The 19,229-nt window shown below is 69.0% G+C and carries 16 protein-coding genes; 6 read left to right on the top strand and 10 right to left on the bottom strand.

All coding sequences use genetic code 11. The features are described from left to right. Positions 1 to 138: 138 nt before the first annotated feature. Genes ACO073_RS23730 through ACO073_RS23740 form a run of 3 tightly spaced genes read right to left on the bottom strand, consistent with a single transcriptional unit; the run spans position 139 to position 2,684 of the window. Positions 139 to 504: a PRC-barrel domain-containing protein gene (locus ACO073_RS23730; protein ID WP_422000855.1), complete on the bottom strand. Its 366-nt coding sequence runs from the start codon at positions 502 to 504 to the stop codon at positions 139 to 141. Positions 505 to 544: 40 nt separating this feature from the next. After that, a complete protein-coding gene (locus tag ACO073_RS23735; RefSeq protein WP_422000857.1) occupies positions 545 to 1,234 on the bottom strand; it encodes a creatininase family protein in 690 nt (229 codons plus the stop codon). Between the two features lie 25 nt (positions 1,235 to 1,259). Further along, complete coding sequence (locus tag ACO073_RS23740; RefSeq protein WP_422000859.1) at positions 1,260 to 2,684, bottom strand: hypothetical protein; 1,425 nt, start codon at positions 2,682 to 2,684, stop codon at positions 1,260 to 1,262. A gap of 168 nt (positions 2,685 to 2,852) precedes the next feature. On the opposite strand from ACO073_RS23740, the gene ACO073_RS23745 reads away from it, so the two are divergent. The 3 genes from ACO073_RS23745 to ACO073_RS23755 are packed head-to-tail and all read left to right on the top strand — an operon-like array spanning position 2,853 to position 5,713. Then, positions 2,853 to 3,821: a TRAP transporter substrate-binding protein gene (locus tag ACO073_RS23745; RefSeq protein WP_422000860.1), complete on the top strand. Its 969-nt coding sequence runs from the start codon at positions 2,853 to 2,855 to the stop codon at positions 3,819 to 3,821. 11 nt (positions 3,822 to 3,832) lie between these two features. After that, positions 3,833 to 4,390: a TRAP transporter small permease gene (locus tag ACO073_RS23750; RefSeq protein ID WP_422000862.1), complete on the top strand. Its 558-nt coding sequence runs from the start codon at positions 3,833 to 3,835 to the stop codon at positions 4,388 to 4,390. A 12-nt stretch (positions 4,391 to 4,402) separates the two neighbouring features. Continuing rightward, positions 4,403 to 5,713, top strand: a complete 1,311-nt coding sequence (locus ACO073_RS23755) for a TRAP transporter large permease (protein ID WP_422002202.1) — start codon at positions 4,403 to 4,405, stop codon at positions 5,711 to 5,713. A 45-nt stretch (positions 5,714 to 5,758) separates the two neighbouring features. On the opposite strand, the gene ACO073_RS23760 is transcribed toward ACO073_RS23755, so the two are convergent. From ACO073_RS23760 to ACO073_RS23775, 4 genes are all read right to left on the bottom strand, one after another. Beyond that, positions 5,759 to 7,150, bottom strand: a complete 1,392-nt coding sequence (locus ACO073_RS23760) for an amidase (RefSeq protein WP_422000863.1) — start codon at positions 7,148 to 7,150, stop codon at positions 5,759 to 5,761. A gap of 70 nt (positions 7,151 to 7,220) precedes the next feature. Further along, a complete protein-coding gene (locus tag ACO073_RS23765) occupies positions 7,221 to 8,207 on the bottom strand; it encodes a radical SAM protein (RefSeq protein ID WP_422000865.1) in 987 nt (328 codons plus the stop codon). A gap of 155 nt (positions 8,208 to 8,362) precedes the next feature. Further along, complete coding sequence (locus ACO073_RS23770; protein WP_422000867.1) at positions 8,363 to 9,406, bottom strand: AbrB family transcriptional regulator; 1,044 nt, start codon at positions 9,404 to 9,406, stop codon at positions 8,363 to 8,365. A 22-nt stretch (positions 9,407 to 9,428) separates the two neighbouring features. Continuing rightward, a complete protein-coding gene (locus tag ACO073_RS23775; RefSeq protein WP_422000869.1) occupies positions 9,429 to 10,190 on the bottom strand; it encodes a competence/damage-inducible protein A in 762 nt (253 codons plus the stop codon). Positions 10,191 to 10,295: 105 nt separating this feature from the next. Between ACO073_RS23775 and map the strand changes: the two genes are divergently transcribed. Continuing rightward, positions 10,296 to 11,177: a type I methionyl aminopeptidase gene (gene map, locus ACO073_RS23780; protein WP_422000870.1), complete on the top strand. Its 882-nt coding sequence runs from the start codon at positions 10,296 to 10,298 to the stop codon at positions 11,175 to 11,177. Between the two features lie 83 nt (positions 11,178 to 11,260). Then, positions 11,261 to 12,037 carry a RadC family protein gene (gene radC / locus ACO073_RS23785; protein WP_422000872.1) on the top strand — a complete coding sequence of 259 codons (777 nt, stop codon included), beginning with the start codon at positions 11,261 to 11,263 and terminating at the stop codon, positions 12,035 to 12,037. 34 nt (positions 12,038 to 12,071) lie between these two features. Here the strand turns inward: radC and ACO073_RS23790 are convergent, their stop codons facing one another. Continuing rightward, positions 12,072 to 12,971: an HNH endonuclease gene (locus ACO073_RS23790; RefSeq protein WP_422000874.1), complete on the bottom strand. Its 900-nt coding sequence runs from the start codon at positions 12,969 to 12,971 to the stop codon at positions 12,072 to 12,074. Positions 12,972 to 13,196: 225 nt separating this feature from the next. Here ACO073_RS23790 and ACO073_RS23795 point away from each other — a divergent pair, with 225 nt between their 5' ends. Continuing rightward, entirely contained in the window at positions 13,197 to 15,089 is a 1,893-nt protein-coding gene (locus ACO073_RS23795) for a glycoside hydrolase family 15 protein (RefSeq protein ID WP_422000876.1), read from the top strand. 10 nt (positions 15,090 to 15,099) lie between these two features. On the opposite strand, the gene ACO073_RS23800 is transcribed toward ACO073_RS23795, so the two are convergent. Both ACO073_RS23800 and ACO073_RS23805 read right to left on the bottom strand, forming a co-directional pair. Next, positions 15,100 to 16,596, bottom strand: coding sequence for an alpha-amylase family glycosyl hydrolase (locus tag ACO073_RS23800; protein ID WP_422000878.1), 1,497 nt, complete (start codon positions 16,594 to 16,596; stop codon positions 15,100 to 15,102). Then, positions 16,589 to 19,222, bottom strand: a complete 2,634-nt coding sequence (locus ACO073_RS23805) for an MGH1-like glycoside hydrolase domain-containing protein (RefSeq protein ID WP_422000880.1) — start codon at positions 19,220 to 19,222, stop codon at positions 16,589 to 16,591. The genes ACO073_RS23800 and ACO073_RS23805 overlap by 8 nt, the downstream gene beginning before the upstream one ends. Between the last annotated feature and the right edge of the window lie 7 nt (positions 19,223 to 19,229).

Consider the following 19,229-nt stretch of genomic DNA (forward strand, 5'->3'; position numbering starts at 1 on the left):
ATCGGTCGTCCGTTCAAAGTAGACGTTCGTCGAATAGCGCGATTCGCCCGGACGACGCGATGACTTTTAATGGGTGGAATTCGCAGTCAGAGCGAAAAGGACGCATCCCCTCGCCGGGGACGCGTCCCGGTGGCCCGCCTACCAGTAGGTCGGCACGTTGTAGTACTGATCGACGCGGCGACCGTAGTCCGGCGTCCAGCGGAAATCCTCGTCCATGTCGTAGGTCGGCGCATCCTCGAGGACCTTCTTGTCGAGGTCGACCACATAGCCACCCTTGGTCTCGTCGTAGTTCAGGGTCGACCAGGGCAGCGGATGGTACTTCTCGCCGATTCCGAGGAAGCCGCCGAACGACATCACGGCGTAGATCGCCTTGCCGCTCACCTTGTCGATCATGATGTCGTCCACCGTGCCGAGCTTCTCGCCCTTGCGGTTGTAGACGTCCGTTCCCTCCACCCGGTCGGCGGCGATCAGGGTGTTGGGGCTGATGCGGGTAACGTCGGGCATGGTTCACTCCTTTGCTGCGGTTGACGCTGCGGGGTGAACGTCAGCCTCCGGGCGGAGTTGCCACCGTATCCGGCCACCGCGAGATGATCCGGGTCACGATATCGTCGACCCGCGCCGCCAGGATCCGCTCGCCCTTGAAGGCGCTGGCGCGCGAAGGGTCGCCGGTGGCCGCCGTCTGCTCGAACGGACCGGAGGCGACCAGTGCGGCCATGCGCACGCTGCGCGGCTCGAGCGCCAGCATGACCGAGGTCTCGCGTTCGTCGGCGTGGCCCCCGGCCGGGACATCAAGCCAGGATTCAGCGGCGCGGCCCAGCTGCCGCATGTGCAGCACGAGGAGATCGTCGGCCGCCAGCGTCTCCAGCGGCGCTTCGGTCGAGACGCCGGTGTTGAGCAGCACGATGCGGCGGACGCCCTGCTCGCGCAGGCCGGCCAGCAATTCCCCGAGCAGCGCCAGGAAGGTCCCGACCGAAAGATGCTGGCTGCCCGCGAACGTCGTGAAGGCGGGGTAGTACCCCATGCCCAGGACCGGCGCGACGACGACGGGCAGCCGCTCGAGCAGCCGTTGTCCCAGCGCCCGCGCGGTCACGGCGTCGGTCTTGAGCGGCAGATGGAACCCGTGCGCCTTGGCTGCGGCGCCGATCGGGATCACGACCACGGCGCCCGCCGAGAAGAGCGCCTTCGCTTCCTCCCAGGTGAGGTCCTCCAGCCAGACGCCGGCCGGCCCGCTCACGGGCAGCCTCCCGTCGACGACGGCATCAGCTCTCCCACGGCAGCTTGACGCGCGGTCCCGGTTGCCGGCCGGGAACGATCATGCGGCGCCAGCGCGCGGCCGGCGCCCGGTCGTCGTACAGGATGCGGCCGCCGACCATCGAGACGCCGAGCTGCTGCCACAGCGAGGCGAGGTCCATCGGCTCGGCGCGCGTGAAGTGGCGATCGACCAGCTCGGTCATGACCCGCGTGCCGGTGGCCCGATCGCAGGCGGCTGCGTACTCGCCGAGACCCACGCGACGCGGGCCGTCGAGGCCGCTCGCCAGCGCCCCGGCGAGGCAGTCCTCCAGTCCCATGCGGCCGTCGGTGGCCCGTCGCAGGTCGAGATCGGCCAGCAGCATGAAGATGGCGCCGCCCCAGTAGTTCTGCGCGCCCTGGGCCTGCGCCAGGCCGACCGAGAAGGCGCCCACGCCGCGCGGCATGTTGGCGATCCACTCGTGCCAGACCTCCTCCTCCGTCTTCCAGCCGGCGCGGGCGCGGATGATCGGCTCGACGTAGGTCGCGGCCCCTTCCATGAACCAGGTGCCGCGGCCCCGGGCATCGCGGATGAAGGGCATGCCGGTGTGGATCAGCTCGTGGGTCAGCACCCAGTCTTCGAACAGGATGCGGCGGTCGACGGCGCTGCCGAGCTCGACCATGACGCTCACGCCGCCGCCCGAGACGGTGCGGCCATAGCCGACGCCGCGCCGGCCGGCCATGGGCACCAGCCCCAGCAGTCCCTGTCCTGTCGTGAAGCCGTGCCAGTAGTGCGACTGGGCCTGGGCCGTGCGGGCGACCCAGTCGAAGACGTCGTCGCGGCGGGCAGCGTCGATGCCGTCGAGCAGAGCGACGCGCAGCACGCCGGTGGACGGCGTCGCGCCCGGCCGCATCGAGCCCGGGGCGGCGACCGGCAGCTCGCGGTAGGACAACCGCCCCAGCGCCGAGTAGCCCGCGAAGCGGACGGAGGTGCCGGCCAGCCGCCAGGCATCCCCGACCTTCGGCAGTCCGGCGGCGAACTCGAGGCCGGGTGCGGCGGACATGCGGATGTCGATGACCGGCGGGCGGCCGTAGCCCTGAGGCTCGAGCAGCCAGGCGCCGAGGATGGCCAGGACCCCGTGGCCGCGGGCCACGGCGACCCGGGTGGAATCGACGGAGCGGGCAAAGCCTGAAAGATCGAAGCGGTAGGTCGCCTGCGCGAGCCCGTCGCGCTGGTCGATCCTGAGGTCGTGCACGAAACGCGCCGCCTGGCTCTCGCCGGCCACGAACTCGAGCGGCCGGTCGGCCCGGCAGGCGTAGGCGATGTCGAGCGCCAGGCCCTCACCCTCGGTAAGGCGGCCAGCCACCGTGCAGTCGGGCGCGGCGACCGGCTGGGCGGCGGCAGAGCCTGTCGCGGCCACGGCCAGCAGCGCGGCGAGGACGGCGCGACGAACCATGCCGGAGGCTAGCATGGTCGGGGGCGGCCGCCACGACGGCGCGCGTTCACGTTTTGCGGCGCCGCCACCCGCGCCGCACCGGCTTCCGCGGCATCGCTGCTTGCTGGCCCGTTGGCGGCGATGTAACCATCCGCACAGGGGAACCAACTCCAAAAAGCAGGCATCCAGATGAAGCGCAGACTCCTTCTCGCCGCCACGGCGGCGATGTTCGCCCTGCCGGCCGCGGCCCAGACCAAGTGGGACCTGCCGGCCGCCTACCCGGCCACGAACTATCACTCCGTCAACCTGCAGAAGTTCGCCGACGCGGTGAAAGCCTCGAGCGGCGGCAAGCTCGAGATCGTGGTCCATCCCGGCGCCTCGCTGTTCAAGGCGCCCGAGATCAAGCGCGCCGTGCAGACCGGCCAGGCGCCGATCGGCGAGATCCTTGTGTCGAACTTCGAGAACGAGGATCCGATCTACGGCATCGACGTGATCCCGTTCCTCGCCACCTCCTTCCCCGAGGCGAAGAAGCTGTGGGCCGCGCAGAAGCCCGCGCTGGAGAAGAAGGCGGCCGCCCAGGGCATGATGGTGCTGTTCGCCGTGCCGTGGCCGCCGCAGGGTCTCTACACCAAGAAGGAGATCAACCAGCTCTCCGACATGAAGGGCCTGAAGTTCCGCGCCTACAATCGCGGCACCTCGCGCATCGCCGAGCTGGCCGGCGCGCAGCCGATCACCATCCAGGCCGCCGAGCTCAGCCAGGCGCTGGCGACCGGCAAGGTCGATTCCTTCATCTCGTCGGGCGCGACCGGCGTCGATTCCAAGGTCTGGGAGCAGCTCACGCACTTCTACGACACCCAGGCCTGGCTGCCCAAGAACGCCGTGCTGGTGAACAAGGCGGCCTTCGACAAGCTCGACGACGCCACCAAGAAGGCGGTTCTGGCCGAGGCCGCCAAGGCCGAAGCCGCCGGCTGGGCCGAAGCCGAGAAGCTGGCGCAGGGCTTCCTCGACACGCTGGCCAAGAACGGCATGAAGGTGCAGCCGCCCTCGCCCAAGCTCGCGGCCGAGTACAAGGAGCTCGGCAAGAAGCTCACCGACGAGTGGATGCAGAAGGCCGGCCCCGACGGCAAGGCCGTGATCGGCGCCTACAGCAAGAACTAGGCGGCCGCCGCGTGCGGTCGGCGCTGAGGCGGCTCTACGAGCTGGCGGGGATCGTGGGCGGCATCTTCATGGTGCTGCTCCTCGCCTTCGTCCTCTACTCCGTGGGACCCGGGATCGGGCTCTGGCTCGACCAGACTTTCGGCCTGCCCAATCCCTTCCCCTACGTCGCCCGCTCGGCCGACGAGTTCGCCGGCTACGCCATGCTCGCCTCGGCCTTCCTGGCGCTCGCCTCGACCTTCGGCCGCGGCGAGCACATCCGGGTCACGCTGTTCCTGCAACGGCTGCAGGGCCGGCCGCGGCGGCTGGCCGAGATCTGGTGCCTGGCGCTGGGCAGCCTCCTCTCCGGCTACCTGGCCTGGTTCTCGATCCGGCTGTGCTGGCAGAGCTGGCAGATCGGTGACGTGTCGACCGGCCTGATCGCCTTCCCGCTGTGGATCCCCCAGGTCGGGATGGCGGCAGGTGCGGCGATCTTCTTCCTCGCGGTGGTCGAGCAGCTGGCCGTCGTGCTGGCCGGCGGTGCGCCGATGACCGAGCCGTCGGCCGAAGAAGCCGGCCACCTGGAGCGCTGAACCGTGGGTGGCATCGACGCCCAGATCGCCCTCCTCGCCATCGGCGCGCTGTTCTTCCTGTTCGGCACCGGCGTCTGGATCGGGCTCAGCATGATCGGCGTCTCGATCGCCGTGATGTGGCTGTTCGCGCCGGCCAAGCCGGCCGGCGACGCCATGGCGACGGTGATCTTCTCGGATTCCTCGTCGTGGACGCTCACCGCCCTGCCGCTCTTCATCTGGATGGGAGAGGTGCTGTTCCGAACCGCCATCTCCGAGGAGATGTTCCGCGGCCTGGCGCCGTGGATGGGGCGACTGCCCGGCCGCCTAGTTCACACCAACATCATCGGCTGCTCGATCTTCGCCGCCGTGTCGGGCTCCTCGGCCGCGACCTGCGCCACGATCGGCAAGATGACGGTGCCCGAGCTGCGCCGCCGCGGCTATCCCGAGTCGATCGCCATCGGCAGCCTGTCGGGCGCCGGCACGCTCGGCCTGCTGATCCCGCCGTCGCTGATCATGATCGTCTACGGCGTGCAGGCCGAGGTCTCGATCGCCAAGCTGTTCGCCGCCGGCATCCTGCCGGGCATCCTGCTGGCCGGCCTGATGATGGCCTATGTCGCGGGCTGGTCGCTCACCCACCCGGACCGCATCCCGCCGCCCGATCCGCCGCTGCCCTTCCTGGTCAAGCTGCGCGAATCCGGCGCGCTGATCCCGGTCGTGCTGCTGATCCTGCTGGTGCTGGGCTCGATCTACGCCGGCATCGCCACGGCGACGGAATCGGCGGCGTTCGGCGTGCTGGGCTCCTTTGCCATCGCCGGCTGGCAGCGGCGGCTGACCTGGCGCAACCTTTGGGAAAGTGTGATGGGCGCGACGCGCCTCACCTCCATGATCCTGCTGATCCTGGCCGGCGCCTCGTTCCTCAAGCTCGCCATGGGCTTCACCGGCCTGCCGCGCCATCTCGCCGAGACCATCGCGGCGCTGCACCTGTCGCCCGCCATGCTGATCGTGGCGATCGGCCTGCTCTACATCGTGCTGGGCTGCTTCCTCGACGGCATCTCGATGGTGGTGCTGACGGCCGCCATCGTGCTGCCCATGATCGAGGAGGCCGGCATCGACAAGATCTGGTTCGGCATCTTCATCACCATCGTCGTCGAGATGGCGCAGATCACGCCGCCGGTCGGCTTCAACCTGTTCGTGCTGCAGGGCATGACCGGCAAGTCCATCTTCTGGATCGGGCGCGCCTCCCTGCCCTTCTTCCTGATGATGAACGTCTGCCTGGTGCTTCTCTACCTGTTCCCGGGCCTGGTCGACTGGCTGCCCGGCCTGATGATCAGCGCCCCTCGATAGGCCGCCTTCCTCCGGGGGGGGCCGGCGGATCAGCCGCCCCGTCGTTCATTTCGGCGGCTCGGGCCAGGCCTTCTGCGGTCCGCGCGCCGCCTCGTACCAGCGCGACAGGCGCATCACGCCGCAATCGTCGAAGCGCCGCCCGGCGATCTGCAGGCCGATCGGCTTGCCGTCCTGCGTGTAGCCGCAGTTGATCGAGGCCGCCGGCTGCTCGCTCATGTTGTAGGGCATGGTGAAGGCGATGTGCTCGAGCGGCCGCTTGACGTCGTTGGTCGGCGTCTCCCATTCCGCCGGATAGGTCGGCACCGGCGACACCGGCGACAGGACATAGTCGAACGGTTGGGTCGCCCGCGTCGTCGCGGCCCGGATGGCCATGTAGTTGTTGACGGCGCGGATCACCGTGGCGCCCGAGACGTCGGCACCGCCACGGCACCAGTCGGCGATGAAGGGCAGCACGCTCGCCTGCCTGGCATGGCTGAGGCCCGAGAAGTCGACCCAGCTCCGCACGCGCCAGAACAGGTCCTGCAGGTGCAGCATCTCCGCCGTCAGGAACGGCGCCAGCGGCTCGACGGAGGCGCCGGCGGCGGCGAAGGCCCTGGCCGCGGCCTCGACCGCCGCCCTGACCTCGGCGTCGACCGGCAGGCCGGGGCCGGCGTCGAGATGCAGGCCGATCCGGAGACCCTTCGGCTCGAGCGGACCGGCGGCCCAGTCGATGTCGGCCGGCGGCAGGCTCATGTGATCGCGCGCGTCGGGCCTCGAGAGTTCGGCCATCAGCAGTGCCGAATCGGCGACGGTCCGAGTCATGGGCCCGACGGCGCGGCCGAAGTACGGCGGGTCGACCGGCACGCGCCCGAGGCTCGGCTTCAGGGTGAAGATGCCGTTCCACGAGGCCGGCAGGCGCACCGAGCCGCCGATATCGGTGCCGAGGTGCAGCGGCCCGTAGCCGGCCGCCGCCGCGGCGCCTGCGCCCGCGCTCGAGCCACCGGGGTTCCAGGCGAGGTTCCACGGGTTGCGGGTGAGCGGATGGAACGAGCTGCGGCCCGACGACAGCATGCCGTAGTCGGGCATGGTGGTCTTGGCGAGGATCACGGCGCCCGCCTCGCGCACCCGCGCCGCGGCCGGCGCGTCCTCCGCCGCCGGCACCAGATCGGTCGCCGCGGTGCCGAGCGGCACGGGCACGCCCCGGGTGGCGATGTTCTCCTTGATGGTGATGGGCACGCCGTCCAGCGCCCCCTGCGGCTTTCCCGCCTGCCAGCGCTTCTCGGAGTCGCGGGCGGCCTTGCGGGCGGCGCCGAAGTCGGGCGCATACAGCGCCTTCAGCCGGGGCTCCCAGGCCTCGATGCGGGCGATCGCGCCGTCGACGGCCTCGACCGGAGACATTTTTTTGGATTTGAAGGCGGCGAGCAGCTCGGCCGCCGTCAGGTCATGGATTTGAGTCATGCGGGGAACTTACACGAAATTCCCCCACCGCCCTCTCTGTCTCGTCCCCGTACCGGGACCGGCGCGCGGCCTATGCGTCCTGCAAGACCGGGGCCGCCGGGGCCGGAGCCGGCGCGCTCGCTTCCGGCGGCGCAACGACGCCCAGGAGTCGCAACCGATGCAGGTCGATCCTGCCCGGGCTGCGTGCCCTGGCGAGCTCCACCCGGATGGCTCTGATCAGCTCCGCCTTCAGCTCGGGGTTCTGCGCGAGATAGGGCGGAACCTTGCTGTCGTAGCCGAAATTGATGACCTCGAAGCCGAACTCGTCCTTCTTCCTGATGAATTCGGGGATCTCGTGGACGTTCTCCACGACGATCGTCATGTGCCCCAGGATGATGATCTTCGAGTTCGCTTCCTTCTTCGCCTCGATCATGCGCTGGATGTTGCGGATGACCTTGTCGAAGCGCGAGCCGGCGTTGACGATCTCGTGGATCTCCTTGGTCGCGGCGTTGAGCGAGAACGAGATGATCTTGCAACTGAGCGCGACCTTCCGCGCCATCTCCTCGCTCAGGGCCGTTCCGTTGGTGAGGATCGCCATCTTGGCGCCATGGCCCGCCCAATGATCGATGAAGCGCTTCGCCGACTTCAGGATCAGCGGCTCGCCGCCGAGCAGGGTCACCGTCGGTTCGGATTTCGGAATCTCGATGTTCTTGAGGATGATCTCTTCCGTGATCTCGATGCGACTGTCGTGGTTCTGCGAGCACATGATGCAGCGGATGTTGCACTTCTCGCCGAAGCTCACCATCACCCGCTTCAGGTCCTGGTCGTACTCGTGGTCCACGGCCGGGTCGACGGTGGACGCCTGCGGCAGATTGCAGGTCTTCATGCAGGCGAGCGTTCCGTCCAGCTCCTGGCGGCGGAACTCCTTCAGCCGCTCGCCGCCGTAGATGTCCCTCAGGCTGGTCTTGTAGATGTTGCCGACGACGTCGGGCTGCAGGTGGCAGCAGGGAAAGACATCGCCGTTTTCCTTGATGTACAGGCTGTCATGGACCCAGGCGCATCGCTTTCTGTCGGTCATCAAGCGCTCCGGGGGAGAGTCAATCTCCCGATTCTGGTTGGAATTTGCGCGGCGTGCGTGCTCGGTCTGCGAGCCTAGTCGTCACCGGCATGCGGTTCAAGGTTGAGTCGACGACGCGACGGACGGCGGCGCCGCCCATCCGCTCATCGAGGCGTTCACCTTCGCCGCCCCGTTTCGAGTCGGTCGGCGATGAATTTCGTCAGGACCGGCGCCACGAACAGCACGGCGATCATGCGAACCGTCTGCATCGCCATGACGAAGGACACGTCGACGCTGGTCGAAGCGGCGATGATGGCGATCGAGTCCGACCCGCCGGGGCTGGTCGCCAGGTAGGCGGTGAGCGGATCGACGCCGGCGCCCCAGACCATCAGCACGGCGATGGCGCCGCACAGCGCGATCAGGACCAGGGTCGCGCCGAGGATCAGCGGCAGCACCTTCGCGGCATGGATCAGCAGCGGCCGCGTGAAGCGCAGGCCGACGTTCCAGCCGACGAAGGCATAGCTCGCCGCCAGAAGCCAGGTCGGCAGCTCGATGGTCATCAGCCCGAAGTGCGTCAGCACGATGCCGGCGACCAGCGGCACCAGGAAGGCGCCGGCCGGGATGCGCAGCCACCGCGCGACCAGCGGGCCGATCGCCGCCAGCGCCAGCGTCTCGGCCAGCGACAGCCAGTCGACGGGCGGGAACCAGACGATGGCGCTCGGCGCATGGGCCGGGCTGACGCCGAACAGGCGCGCCACCAGGGCCGCGACGGCGGCCACCAGCACGACGCGCAGATACTGCATGAGAGCGACCAGGCGGGCGTCGGCGCCGTACTCCTCGGACATCAGCGTCATGACCGAGGCGGCGCCGGCGCTGCTGCCCCACAGTCCCGTCGTGCCGGGCAGGAGTTGCAGGCGCGTGATCACCACGCCGAGCAGGCTCGAGGCCGCGACGACCAGCACCACGCCGGCGGTGAACAGGACCCAGTGGCGCAGCACGTCGTCGACGATCGACAGCGGCACCATGCGCGCGATCAGGCAACCGACGATGCCCTGTGCCAGCACGAAGGGTGTCAGCGGAAAGCGCACCTTGCCGCCGCTCGCCGACAGCACGATGCCGGCCAGCAGCGGGCCCAGCAGCAGGGCGGCCGGTGCATGGATCCACAGCAGGAAGCCGCCGAGGCCGACCGACAGCGCGATCAGCACGGCCCAGGGGGCCACCGCACCGCGCCATGACTCGAGCTTACTGGGCAAACTCCTCCGCCTCGCCGTTCATGCCGCGGATCGTCGCCATCAGCTCCGTCGCGGCCGCCGCCAGGCGTGCATCATCCGTGCCGCGCAGCACCAGCGAAACGCTGGGCTTGCCGTCGCGGAATGCAGGGTAGCTGCCGATGTCGAGATCCTCGTAGCGCTTCTGCAGGACGCCCAGTGGCTCGGCGATGATGCCCTCCGGCAGGTTGGTCCGCACGCTGCGTGAGAGGACCGGCGTGCCGCCGACGAGCCGGTGCTTCATCGACTGGAACATCGCCTCGGCCACCTTGGGGATGCCGGCGAACGTGAAGACGTTCTCCATCTGGAAGCCGGGCGCCACCGAGACCGGGTTGTCGACCAGGACGCCGCCGTGGGGCACCCGCGCCATGCGGCGGCGGGCGGGCGTGAACAGGGCCGGGTCGCCGTAGTGGCGGGTCATGCGGGCGACCGCCTCGGGATGCTCGGAGATCCCGACGCCGAATGCCTTGGCGATGGAATCGGCGGTGATGTCGTCGTGGGTGGGGCCGATGCCGCCGGTGGTGAAGACATAGTCGAACGTCCGCCGCACCTCGTTCACGGTGGCCACGATGGTCGCCTCGATGTCGGGGATGACGCGGCATTCGCGGACCTGGACGCCGAGCTTGCCCAGCTCGGTGGCGAGGTACTGGACGTTCGAATCGCGGGTCCGGCCGCTCAGGATCTCGTTGCCGATGACCACGATGCAGGCGGTGACGGTTTTTGTCGGCTCGGACATGCGGCGCTCTTTTTCCTTCTGATTCAGGACATTAGCGGAGGCCCCGCGGGCGGCCAAGCGCCGCCCGGCCTTGTTAGCGCCCATGTCGCATGCCAAATAGGGGTCATGAGCAGCCCCCGCGATTTCGTAGACGACAGCGCCGACTACTGGCGGCGCGACGAGCGCACGATCAAGATTCACGGGCCCGAGGGCTTCGAGGGCATGCGCCGGGCCGGCCGTCTGGCCGCCGAGACGCTCGACTTCATCACCCCGCATGTCCAGCCCGGCATCACGACCGGCGAGCTCGACAAGCTCTGTCACGACTACATCCTGGACCACAAGGCGATCCCGGCCCCGCTGGGCTACCGCGGCTACCCGAAGTCGATCTGCACCTCGATCAACCACGTGGTCTGCCACGGCATCCCGTCCGACAAGCGGCTGCAGAACGGCGACATCGTCAACATCGACGTCACGGTGATCCTGGACGGCTGGTACGGCGACACCAGCCGCATGTTCTATGCCGGCGACGTGGGCGTGAAGGCCCGCCGCCTGTGCGACGTCACCTACGAGGCGATGATGCGCGGCATCGCCGCCGCCAGGCCCGGCGGCCATGTCGGCGACATCGGCCATGCCATCCAGACCTTCGTCGAGGCGCAGCGCTTCTCGGTGGTGCGCGACTTCTCGGGCCACGGGCTCGGCCGCATCTTCCACGACGCGCCCAATATCCTGCACTACGGCAAGCCCGGCACCGGGCCGGTGCTCCGGCCCGGCATGTTCTTCACCGTCGAGCCGATGGTGAACGCCGGCACGTGGCAGGTGAAGATCCTGAGCGACGGCTGGACCGCCGTGACGCGCGACAAGCAGCTCTCGGCACAGTTCGAGCATTCGGTCGGCATCACCGAGACCGGTGTCGAGTTCTTCACCCTGTCGCCGAAGGAGCTGGCCAAGCCGCCCTACGACCTCGGCCAGGACGTCACCGCCGACACGAGGCAGGCCGCCACCGCCTGACGGCGGATCGCACGATCGGCCCGCAACGAGCGGCCCGTCACGAGCGGCTGTAACGCCGGGCCCCGCCGCCTCGTCTCTGGGGCGTGACCCGACGAAAAGAAGCCCGCGACCCCACCGCCGTCGCCCCGCCCCCCGGACTGCGCGAATCGCAATCCCTTGCTGCCGCTCCCCTGGCCCGCGGTCCGCTGGTCCGATGGCGAGGCTGGGATCATCCCAGCCGCATCCGAGACCGCGCACTGGCGCTCGGCATGGAGCCGCTGGCCGACGACGAGTTGCTCGAGCTGCTGCTGCTCTACTCGCTGCCCCGCGTCGAGGCCCGGGCGCTCGCCCGCCGGCTGCTCCAGCGCTTCGGCACGCTGGGAGACGTGCTGGCGGCGGAGGCGGGCCAGCTCGCCGACTTCGACCTCGAACCGCGGACGGTCGTGCATTTCAAGGCGATGCGCGACGCCGCCCGGCGACTGGCCGGCCGCGCGGTGCGCGACCGGCCGGTGCTGACCAACTGGCAGCAGCTCATCGACTATTGCCACGTGGCGCTGGCGCACGAGCTCACCGAGCAGTTCCGCATCCTCTTTCTCGACCGCAAGAACGTGCTGATCGCCGACGAGCGCCAGCAGCGCGGCACGATCGACCACACGCCGGTCTATCCCCGCGAGGTCATCAAGCGGGCGCTGGTGCTGAACGCCGCGGCGCTGATCCTGGTGCACAACCACCCCTCCGGCGACCCCCGCCCCTCACGCGACGACATCGAGATGACGCGCGAGATCAAGGCCGCGGCGGAGACGCTCGGCATCGCCCTGCACGACCATCTCGTGATCGGCCGCAGCGGCCACGCCAGCTTCCGGGGGCTGGGGCTGCTGTGATGATCCCGGCACTCATTCGGCGAATGAACGCCAGCTACGGCTTGAAGCAGTGCTCGCGATGCCATTGGAGGAAATGCGGATGGGGCCGTTCCACGGGCCTAAGGGGTGGACGAGCGTAGCCGTCCTTGTAGACCAGGGAACGTACGCTCTCTTGATCGTTGACGCGCGTCGAGATCAGGATTTCTAGAGTGTCGGATAGTGAGATCAGCCCCCTGTCGAACATCCAATGTGCGGTCCCGGAAAGCGCAAGGCCGTTGCTGACAACGTCAGGGCCATTCTGCTCGACCGGCCGGATATGGGCGGCGTCGACTTCGGCACGACCACCACCGTTTATCAGCCTCAGCCCGGTGACCGCACACCGCTCGTCATAGGCTCGCAGGACTGTCCGACGAAAGATGCGGTCGCGCACGATCCGGGACGAGACATAGCTGATGCGTTCCCGAACCTGTTCCAGCACGGAGGGAGTCTCCATCTCCCGCAAGCCGGGGAATGCAGGAGCGTCGCCGATCCGCGGCAGAAAGGGCGCTTCCTCGCGCAATCCCAGGCCGACGATCCGGTTGAAGTCGCTCGACGAGAGGGGGCGAACCGCCGATTGCGCACGTCCGGAGATCCGGCCCTCGCTGTTGAGGACACCGCGTTCCGTGACCCCTTCGGCGCCACTGAATGGAACAGGGTTGGGAAAATCGAGGTAAGTGCCCGGCTCGATGAGAGCGAGATACATGCCCGGAGTCGCCGTATCCGGGATGACCCGCTCCACCTTCGCAATGGCGAAGTAACCCCGCGTAGCCTCGACCTTCCGCGGCTCGTAGTAGACGATCCAGTCACCGGTACATCCTTCGACGCGCCCGAGGTACTGGCGAGGAAACTGATAACGCTCCGCCGGGCTGTCGTCGTAGATCGAATCCGAACGATGAATGAAAACGCCGAAGCCCATTTCGATACCAGTCCCAGGCAATCGTCGTGGCGAAGGGTCGCAAGCGAGGACCCTGCCGCGCAAGGAGCCCCGTCGCAAGGGCAAGCAAGTCGATGGAAGGAGCCGGACCGACAGGGTTGACTTTGCCCGCCGGGGCCGACTTTGGTGGACCCAGAGACGGCAACGACAAGACGGGGAGACAGCGATGGTTCCGGCCGGCCAGCCCTGCGCGCGGATGGCGCTGCGATGAGCGACGCGCCCACCGACACGTTCGAGCAGAGCGCGGCGGCGCCCTCGCCCTTTCCCGCGATCGCCGACTATGCCTTCCTCTCCGACTGCCACACCGGCGCGCTGGTGGCGCCGGACGGCTCGGTCGACTGGCTGTGCGTGCCGCGCTTCGATTCGCCCAGCGTCTTCGGCGCCCTGCTCGACCGGCAGGCCGGCAGCTTCCGGCTGGGCCCGTTCGGCGTCACGGTGCCCAACGTGCGGACCTACGAGCCCGGCACCAACACGCTGGTCACGACCTGGAACACCGGGTCGGGCTGGGTGGTCGTGCGCGACACGCTCGCCATGGGGCCGCGCATCGGCCCCGACAAGGTCACCCCCTTCACTCGCCCGCCGGCCGACAGCGGCGCCGACCACATGCTGGTGCGCACGGTGCAGTGCATCGACGGCCAGGTCGAGATCGAGCTGGCCTGCGAGCCGGTGGGCGACTACGGCCGCACCGCGTTCGACTGGGCCCTGCTCGACGGCAACAACCAGGTGGCCGACGGCGTCGCCGGCGACGTCAAGCTCCGCCTGCGCAGCAGCATGCACCTCGGCGTCGAGGGCGGCAGCATCCGCGCCCGCCACATGCTGACGACCGGCGAGGAGCTGTTCTGCGTCCTCACCTGGGCCGAGAACTTCGAGGCGCCGGCCACGGTCGACGAGGCCAATGCCCGCATGGTGGCGACGACCCGCTTCTGGCGTTCGTGGCTGTCGCGCGCCCGCATTCCCGACCATCGCTGGCGCTACGCCATCATGCGCTCGGCGCTGGTGATCAAGGGCCTGACCTACATGCCGACCGGCGCCACGGTGGCGGCGCTCACGACGTCGCTGCCGGAAACGCCGGGCGGCGAGCGAAACTGGGACTACCGCTACTGCTGGATGCGCGATTCGACCTTCACCCTGCAGGCGCTGCACTGGCTCAACCTCGACTGGGAATCCAACGAGTTCATGGAGTTCGTGGCCGACCTGGTGCCCAACGAGGACGGCGCGCTGCAGATCATGTACGGCATCGACGGCCGCCGCGACCTCACCGAATCGACGCGCGACGACCTCTCGGGCTATGCCGGCGCCCAGCCGGTGCGCATCGGCAACGGCGCCTTCAACCAGCGCCAGAACGACGTGTTCGGCGCCGTGCTGGGATCGATCCTGCTCCATTCGCGGCGCAGCCAGCGCCTGCCGCGGCGGCTGTGGCCGGTCGTCCAGTCCCAGGCCGAGTGCGCGGCACGGGTGTGGAAGGAGCCCGACCAGGGCATCTGGGAGGCGCGCGGCGCGCCGCAGCACTATGTCTCGTCCAAGCTGATGAGCTGGGTGGCGCTCGACCGCGCCGCCCGGCTGGCGGCGATCCGCGGGGCCCCCGACCTGCAGAAGCGCTGGCAGGGGATCGCCGACGAGATCCGCGCCGACATACTGGCGCACGGCTTCACCGCCGACGGCGTGCTGCGCCAGCACTACGCCACCGATTCGCTCGACGCCTCGACGCTGCTGGCCGCACTGTTCGGCTTCCTGCCCGGCACCGACGAGAGGCTGCGCAAGTCGGTGCTGGGCGTCGCCGACGAGCTCGACGAGCACGGCTTCGTGCTGCGCTACCGCACCGAGGAGACCGACGACGGGCTGACCGGCAAGGAAGGCACCTTCCTGATCTGCTCGTTCTGGATGGTGTCGGCGCTCACCATCATCGGCGAGACGCGGCGCGCGCTGGAGCTGATGGAGCGGCTGATCCGCGCCGGCTCGTCGCTCGGCCTCTACGCCGAGGAATTCGACGTCACGACCGGCCACCACCTCGGCAACTTCCCGCAGGCCTTCTCCCACCTCGCGCTGATCGAGGCGGCGTCGCGCATCATCTTCCAGGAGCGGCTGGGCGAGTTCACCTGAGCCGCCGCCGTCACAGCGGGTCGAGGCGGAAGACGTTGTAGCGCCAGGCGCCGAGATCGATGTAGAGGCCGGGCTCGCGCATCTCGTGCCCGTCGCGCTCGTAGACCTCGTCGCCCATCAGGTCGACGAGCCGGAACGGGCAATCGGGCAGCCCGGCATCCGCCAGCGACAGGCGGCACTGCGCCTGGTGGTCGGAGAAGTTGACCACGACCACGCGCCAGCCGCCGTCCGGCGTCCGCCACAGGCAGGCGACGAAGTCCTGCCAGGTCGGATTGCCGTCCCAGGCGGAGCGCGGCGCGAGCGCCGACCAGGCGCCGTCGCGGAACCCGCCGCCGCGCATGACCCGGAGCAGCCGCTCGTAGAAGGCGGCGACGGCGGCATCGCGCGGCTCGACCGGCCCGCGCCGCAGATGCATCGGGACGTGCACCCGGGCGCCCTCGAACTGCCCCTCGTAGAAGAAGCGAAGGCCGGGCGACAGGAAAGCCACGATGGCGGCGGCCCGGTGGCGCGGCCAGGGGAAGGCCGCGGCGGCGCGGGCCTCGTCATGGTTCTCAAGGAAGCGCGCCAGCCGGTCCTGGTAGGCGGGATCGGCCGCGAGATGGGCACGCAGCGCACCAGCGTCCTCGTGCACCAGCCGGTCGTAGAGGCGCTTGTCGTAGCACCAGTCGAAGCCCTGCTGCTGCAGGGTCCATTCGAGGTCCCAGTAGGCCTCGGCCAGGAAGGCGAAGCCTGGATGGACCTGCCGCGCCGCGGCGATCGCCTTCGGCCAGAAGGGCTCGGCCGACGTGCCCCAGGTCCGCCGGAAGACGTCGGGCAGCAGCAGCATCGCCATGTCGCAGCGCACCCCGTCGCACTGCCGGGCGATCGCCGACAGCACGGCGACCTGGGCCGCCTGCAGCGCGGAGTTGGCGTAGTCGAGCTGCAGCGTGTCCGCCCAGCCGGGATAGTTGGGATCGCGCCCGTGCGCCAGGATGCGCGGGCCGCGCCCGGTGTCGATGCGGCACCAGTTGGCCGGCGCCGCCGCCAGCGCCTCCTCGGTGCCCGCGACGTAGTACTCGGGATGCGACCGGGTCCAGGGATGGTCGAGGGCGGTATGGTTGCCGACGAAGTCCAGCATCAGACGCAGGCCGCGCGCCGCGAGGCGGGTCCGGAAGGCGGCGAGCGCCTCCGCCCCGCCCAGCGCCTCGTCGACCTCGTAGGCCGCCACCGCGAAGCAGGAGCCAGCGATGTCCTCGTCCGACAGGTCGGGAAGCGTCTCCCGGAATTCGGCCCGCCAGCCTGCGTCGCTGCGCGACACCGCCCGGCTGGCGAGGCCGGTCCGCCAGACGCCGAGCAGCCAGATCCAGTCGAAGCCGCGGCGTGCGAAGCCGTCCAGCGTGGCATCGTCGATGTCGGTCAGCGTCACCGGCCGGCCGGCCTCGGCCGACAGACGCTGCAGCCAGACCCGGGTGTTGATCTCGTAGAGCGTCGGATAGCGCGTCGAGACCCGGGCGTCGGGGTCAATCACCGTGCAGCTCGGCGATCATGTTGGCGACCAGGGCGCTCCAGCCGGTCTGGTGCGAGGCGCCCAGCCCGCTGCCGTCGTCGCCGTTGTAGTATTCGTGGAAGAGGATGTGGTCGCGGAAATGCGGATCGCGCTGCATCTTCTCGTAGCGGCCGAACACCGGCCGGCGGCCCGACGCGCCGCGCCGGAAGATGGCGATCAGGCGGTTGCGCAGGTCGTCGGCGATCTCCTTCAGCGTCTTGTGCTGGCCCGACCCGACCGGGCACTCGACGCGGAAGCCGTCGCCGTAGAAGCCGTAGAACTTGTTCAGGCTCTCGATCAGCAGGTAGTTGACCGGCATCCAGATCGGCCCGCGCCAGTTGGAGTTGCCGCCGAACAGGTCGCTGTCGGACTCGGCCGGCACGTAGCGGACCTCGGACCGGTAGCTGCCGTACTCGAAGACATAGGGATGCTCGAGATGGTAGCGCGACAGCGCGCGCACGCCGTAGTCGGACAGGAACTCGTTGGCGTCCAGCACCCGTTCCAGCACCTTGCCGCCGCGGAAGGCGCGCACCATGGCGAGCAGGCGCGTGTCGTCGGCGCCGGGCGTGTTCCAGCGCGACACCAGCGAGGCGAGCTTGGGCCGGTATCGGAGGTACCAGTCGCGCCACCGGGTGAAGGTCGGCATGCGGGTGAGCAGATCGGCCTCGATCGTCTCGACCGCGAAGATCGGGATAAGCCCGACCAGCGAGCGCACCCTGAGCGGCGTCGCCTCGCCGCTGTCGAAGGTCAGCCAGTCGTAGAAGAAGTTGTCCTCGTCGTCCCACAGGCTCAACCCCTCGCCGCCGAGGTTGGTCATGGCGCCGCCGATCATCAGGAAATGCTCGAAGAACTTGGTCGCGATGTCCTGATAGGCGTCGTCCTCCTGGGCCAGCTCGATGGCGATGCGCAGCATGTTCAGGCAGTACATCGCCATCCAAGAGGTGCCGTCGGACTGGACCAGCGAGCCCTTCACCGGCGGCGGCGAGGAGCGGTCGAACACGCCGACATTGTCCATGCCGAGGAAGCCGCCCTGGAAGATGTTCAGCCCGTGCGGATCCTTGCGATTGACCCACCAGGTGAAATTCAGCAGCAGCTTGGTGAAGATCCGCTCGAGGAACTTGCGGTCGCCGCGGCCGCTGCGCCGCCGCTCGTCCTCGTAGAGCCGAAGCGCCGCCCAGGCCTGCACCGGCGGATTGACGTCGCTGAAGTTCCATTCGTAGGCCGGCAGCTGGCCGTTGGGGTGCATGTACCAGGACTGGCACAGAAGGACGAGCTGGCGCTTGGCGTCCTCGATATCGAGATGGGCGAGCGTGACGAGATGGAACGCCCAGTCCCAGGCCGCGAACCACGGGAACTCCCACTTGTCGGGCATGGACAGCACGTCATCCATGTTGGCGTGCGTCCATTCGCGGTTGCGGCCGGACAGGCGCGAACGCGGCGGCCGGGGCTGCGCGGGATCGCCCTCCATCCAGTCGGTCACGTCGTACTTGAAGTACTGCTTGGACCACAGGATCCCGGCATAGGCCTGGCGCTGGATCAGACGCAGGTCGGCGTCCGCGACCTTGGCCTGCAGGACGCCGTAGAACGCATCGGCCTCCGCCTTGCGCGCCTCGACGATGCCGTCGAAGCCGGCGAAGCACGCCGCGTCGATCATGCCGCGGCTCAGGCGGGCGCGAACGACGGCGGCGCCGCCGGCCTGCACGGTCAGGCGATGGATGGCCGCCGCCTTGGTGCCCCGGTGCGAGCCGGTGGCCTCGGCCCGGCCGCCGACCACATAGTCGTTCAGCCCGTCCTTGAAGCGACGTCCCGGCGCGGCCACGCCGTAGAGCTTCGTGACGTTGGTGTCGTTCTCGCAGAACCGGATCTCGTCCGGCGCATCGAAATGCATGGCGTAGGGGCCGAGCTTCTCGTGTGTGACCGCGACATGGTCGCCGACGCGCTCCAGTCCGGGGCGCGCCTTGCCCTCGGCCCAGCTCCAGGTGTTGCGGAACCAGATCTGCGGCAGGACATGGATCGTCGCCGCGTCGGGACCGCGATTGTGCACGGTGATCCGCATGAGTATGTCCTCGGCGTCGGCCTTGGCGTACTCGACCTCGACGTCGAAGTAGCGGTCCTCGTCGAAGATGCCGGTCTCGATGATCTCGAATTCCGGGTGGCGGCGGTCGCGCCGGGCATTCTCCTGGATCAGCTCGTCGTAGGGATAGGCGGCCTGCGGATACTTGTAGAGCATGCGGGCGTAGCTGTAGGTCGGCACCGCATCGAGATAGTAGTAGAGCTCCTTCACGTCCTCGCCGTGGTTGCCCTGGCGATTGGAGAGGCCGAACATCCGCTCCTTCAGGATCGGATCGCGGCCGTTCCACAGCGCCAGGGACAGGCAGACATGCTGGCGCGCGTCGCAGAAGCCGGCGATCCCGTCCTCGCCCCAGCGGTAGGCGCGGCTGCGCGCCTCGTCGTGGGAGAAATAGTTCCAGGCGTCGCCGTCGGCGCTGTAGTCCTCGCGGACGGTGCCCCACTGGCGCTCGCTGACATAGGGGCCCCATTTGCGCCACTTCTGGCGGCGCGCATCGGCCTCCTCGAGGCGCAGTCGTTCGGCATCTTGGTCGGGCATGGCTGGT

It is taken from the genome of Reyranella sp., from assembly GCF_965229815.1.
Taxonomy (GTDB): domain Bacteria; phylum Pseudomonadota; class Alphaproteobacteria; order Reyranellales; family Reyranellaceae; genus Reyranella.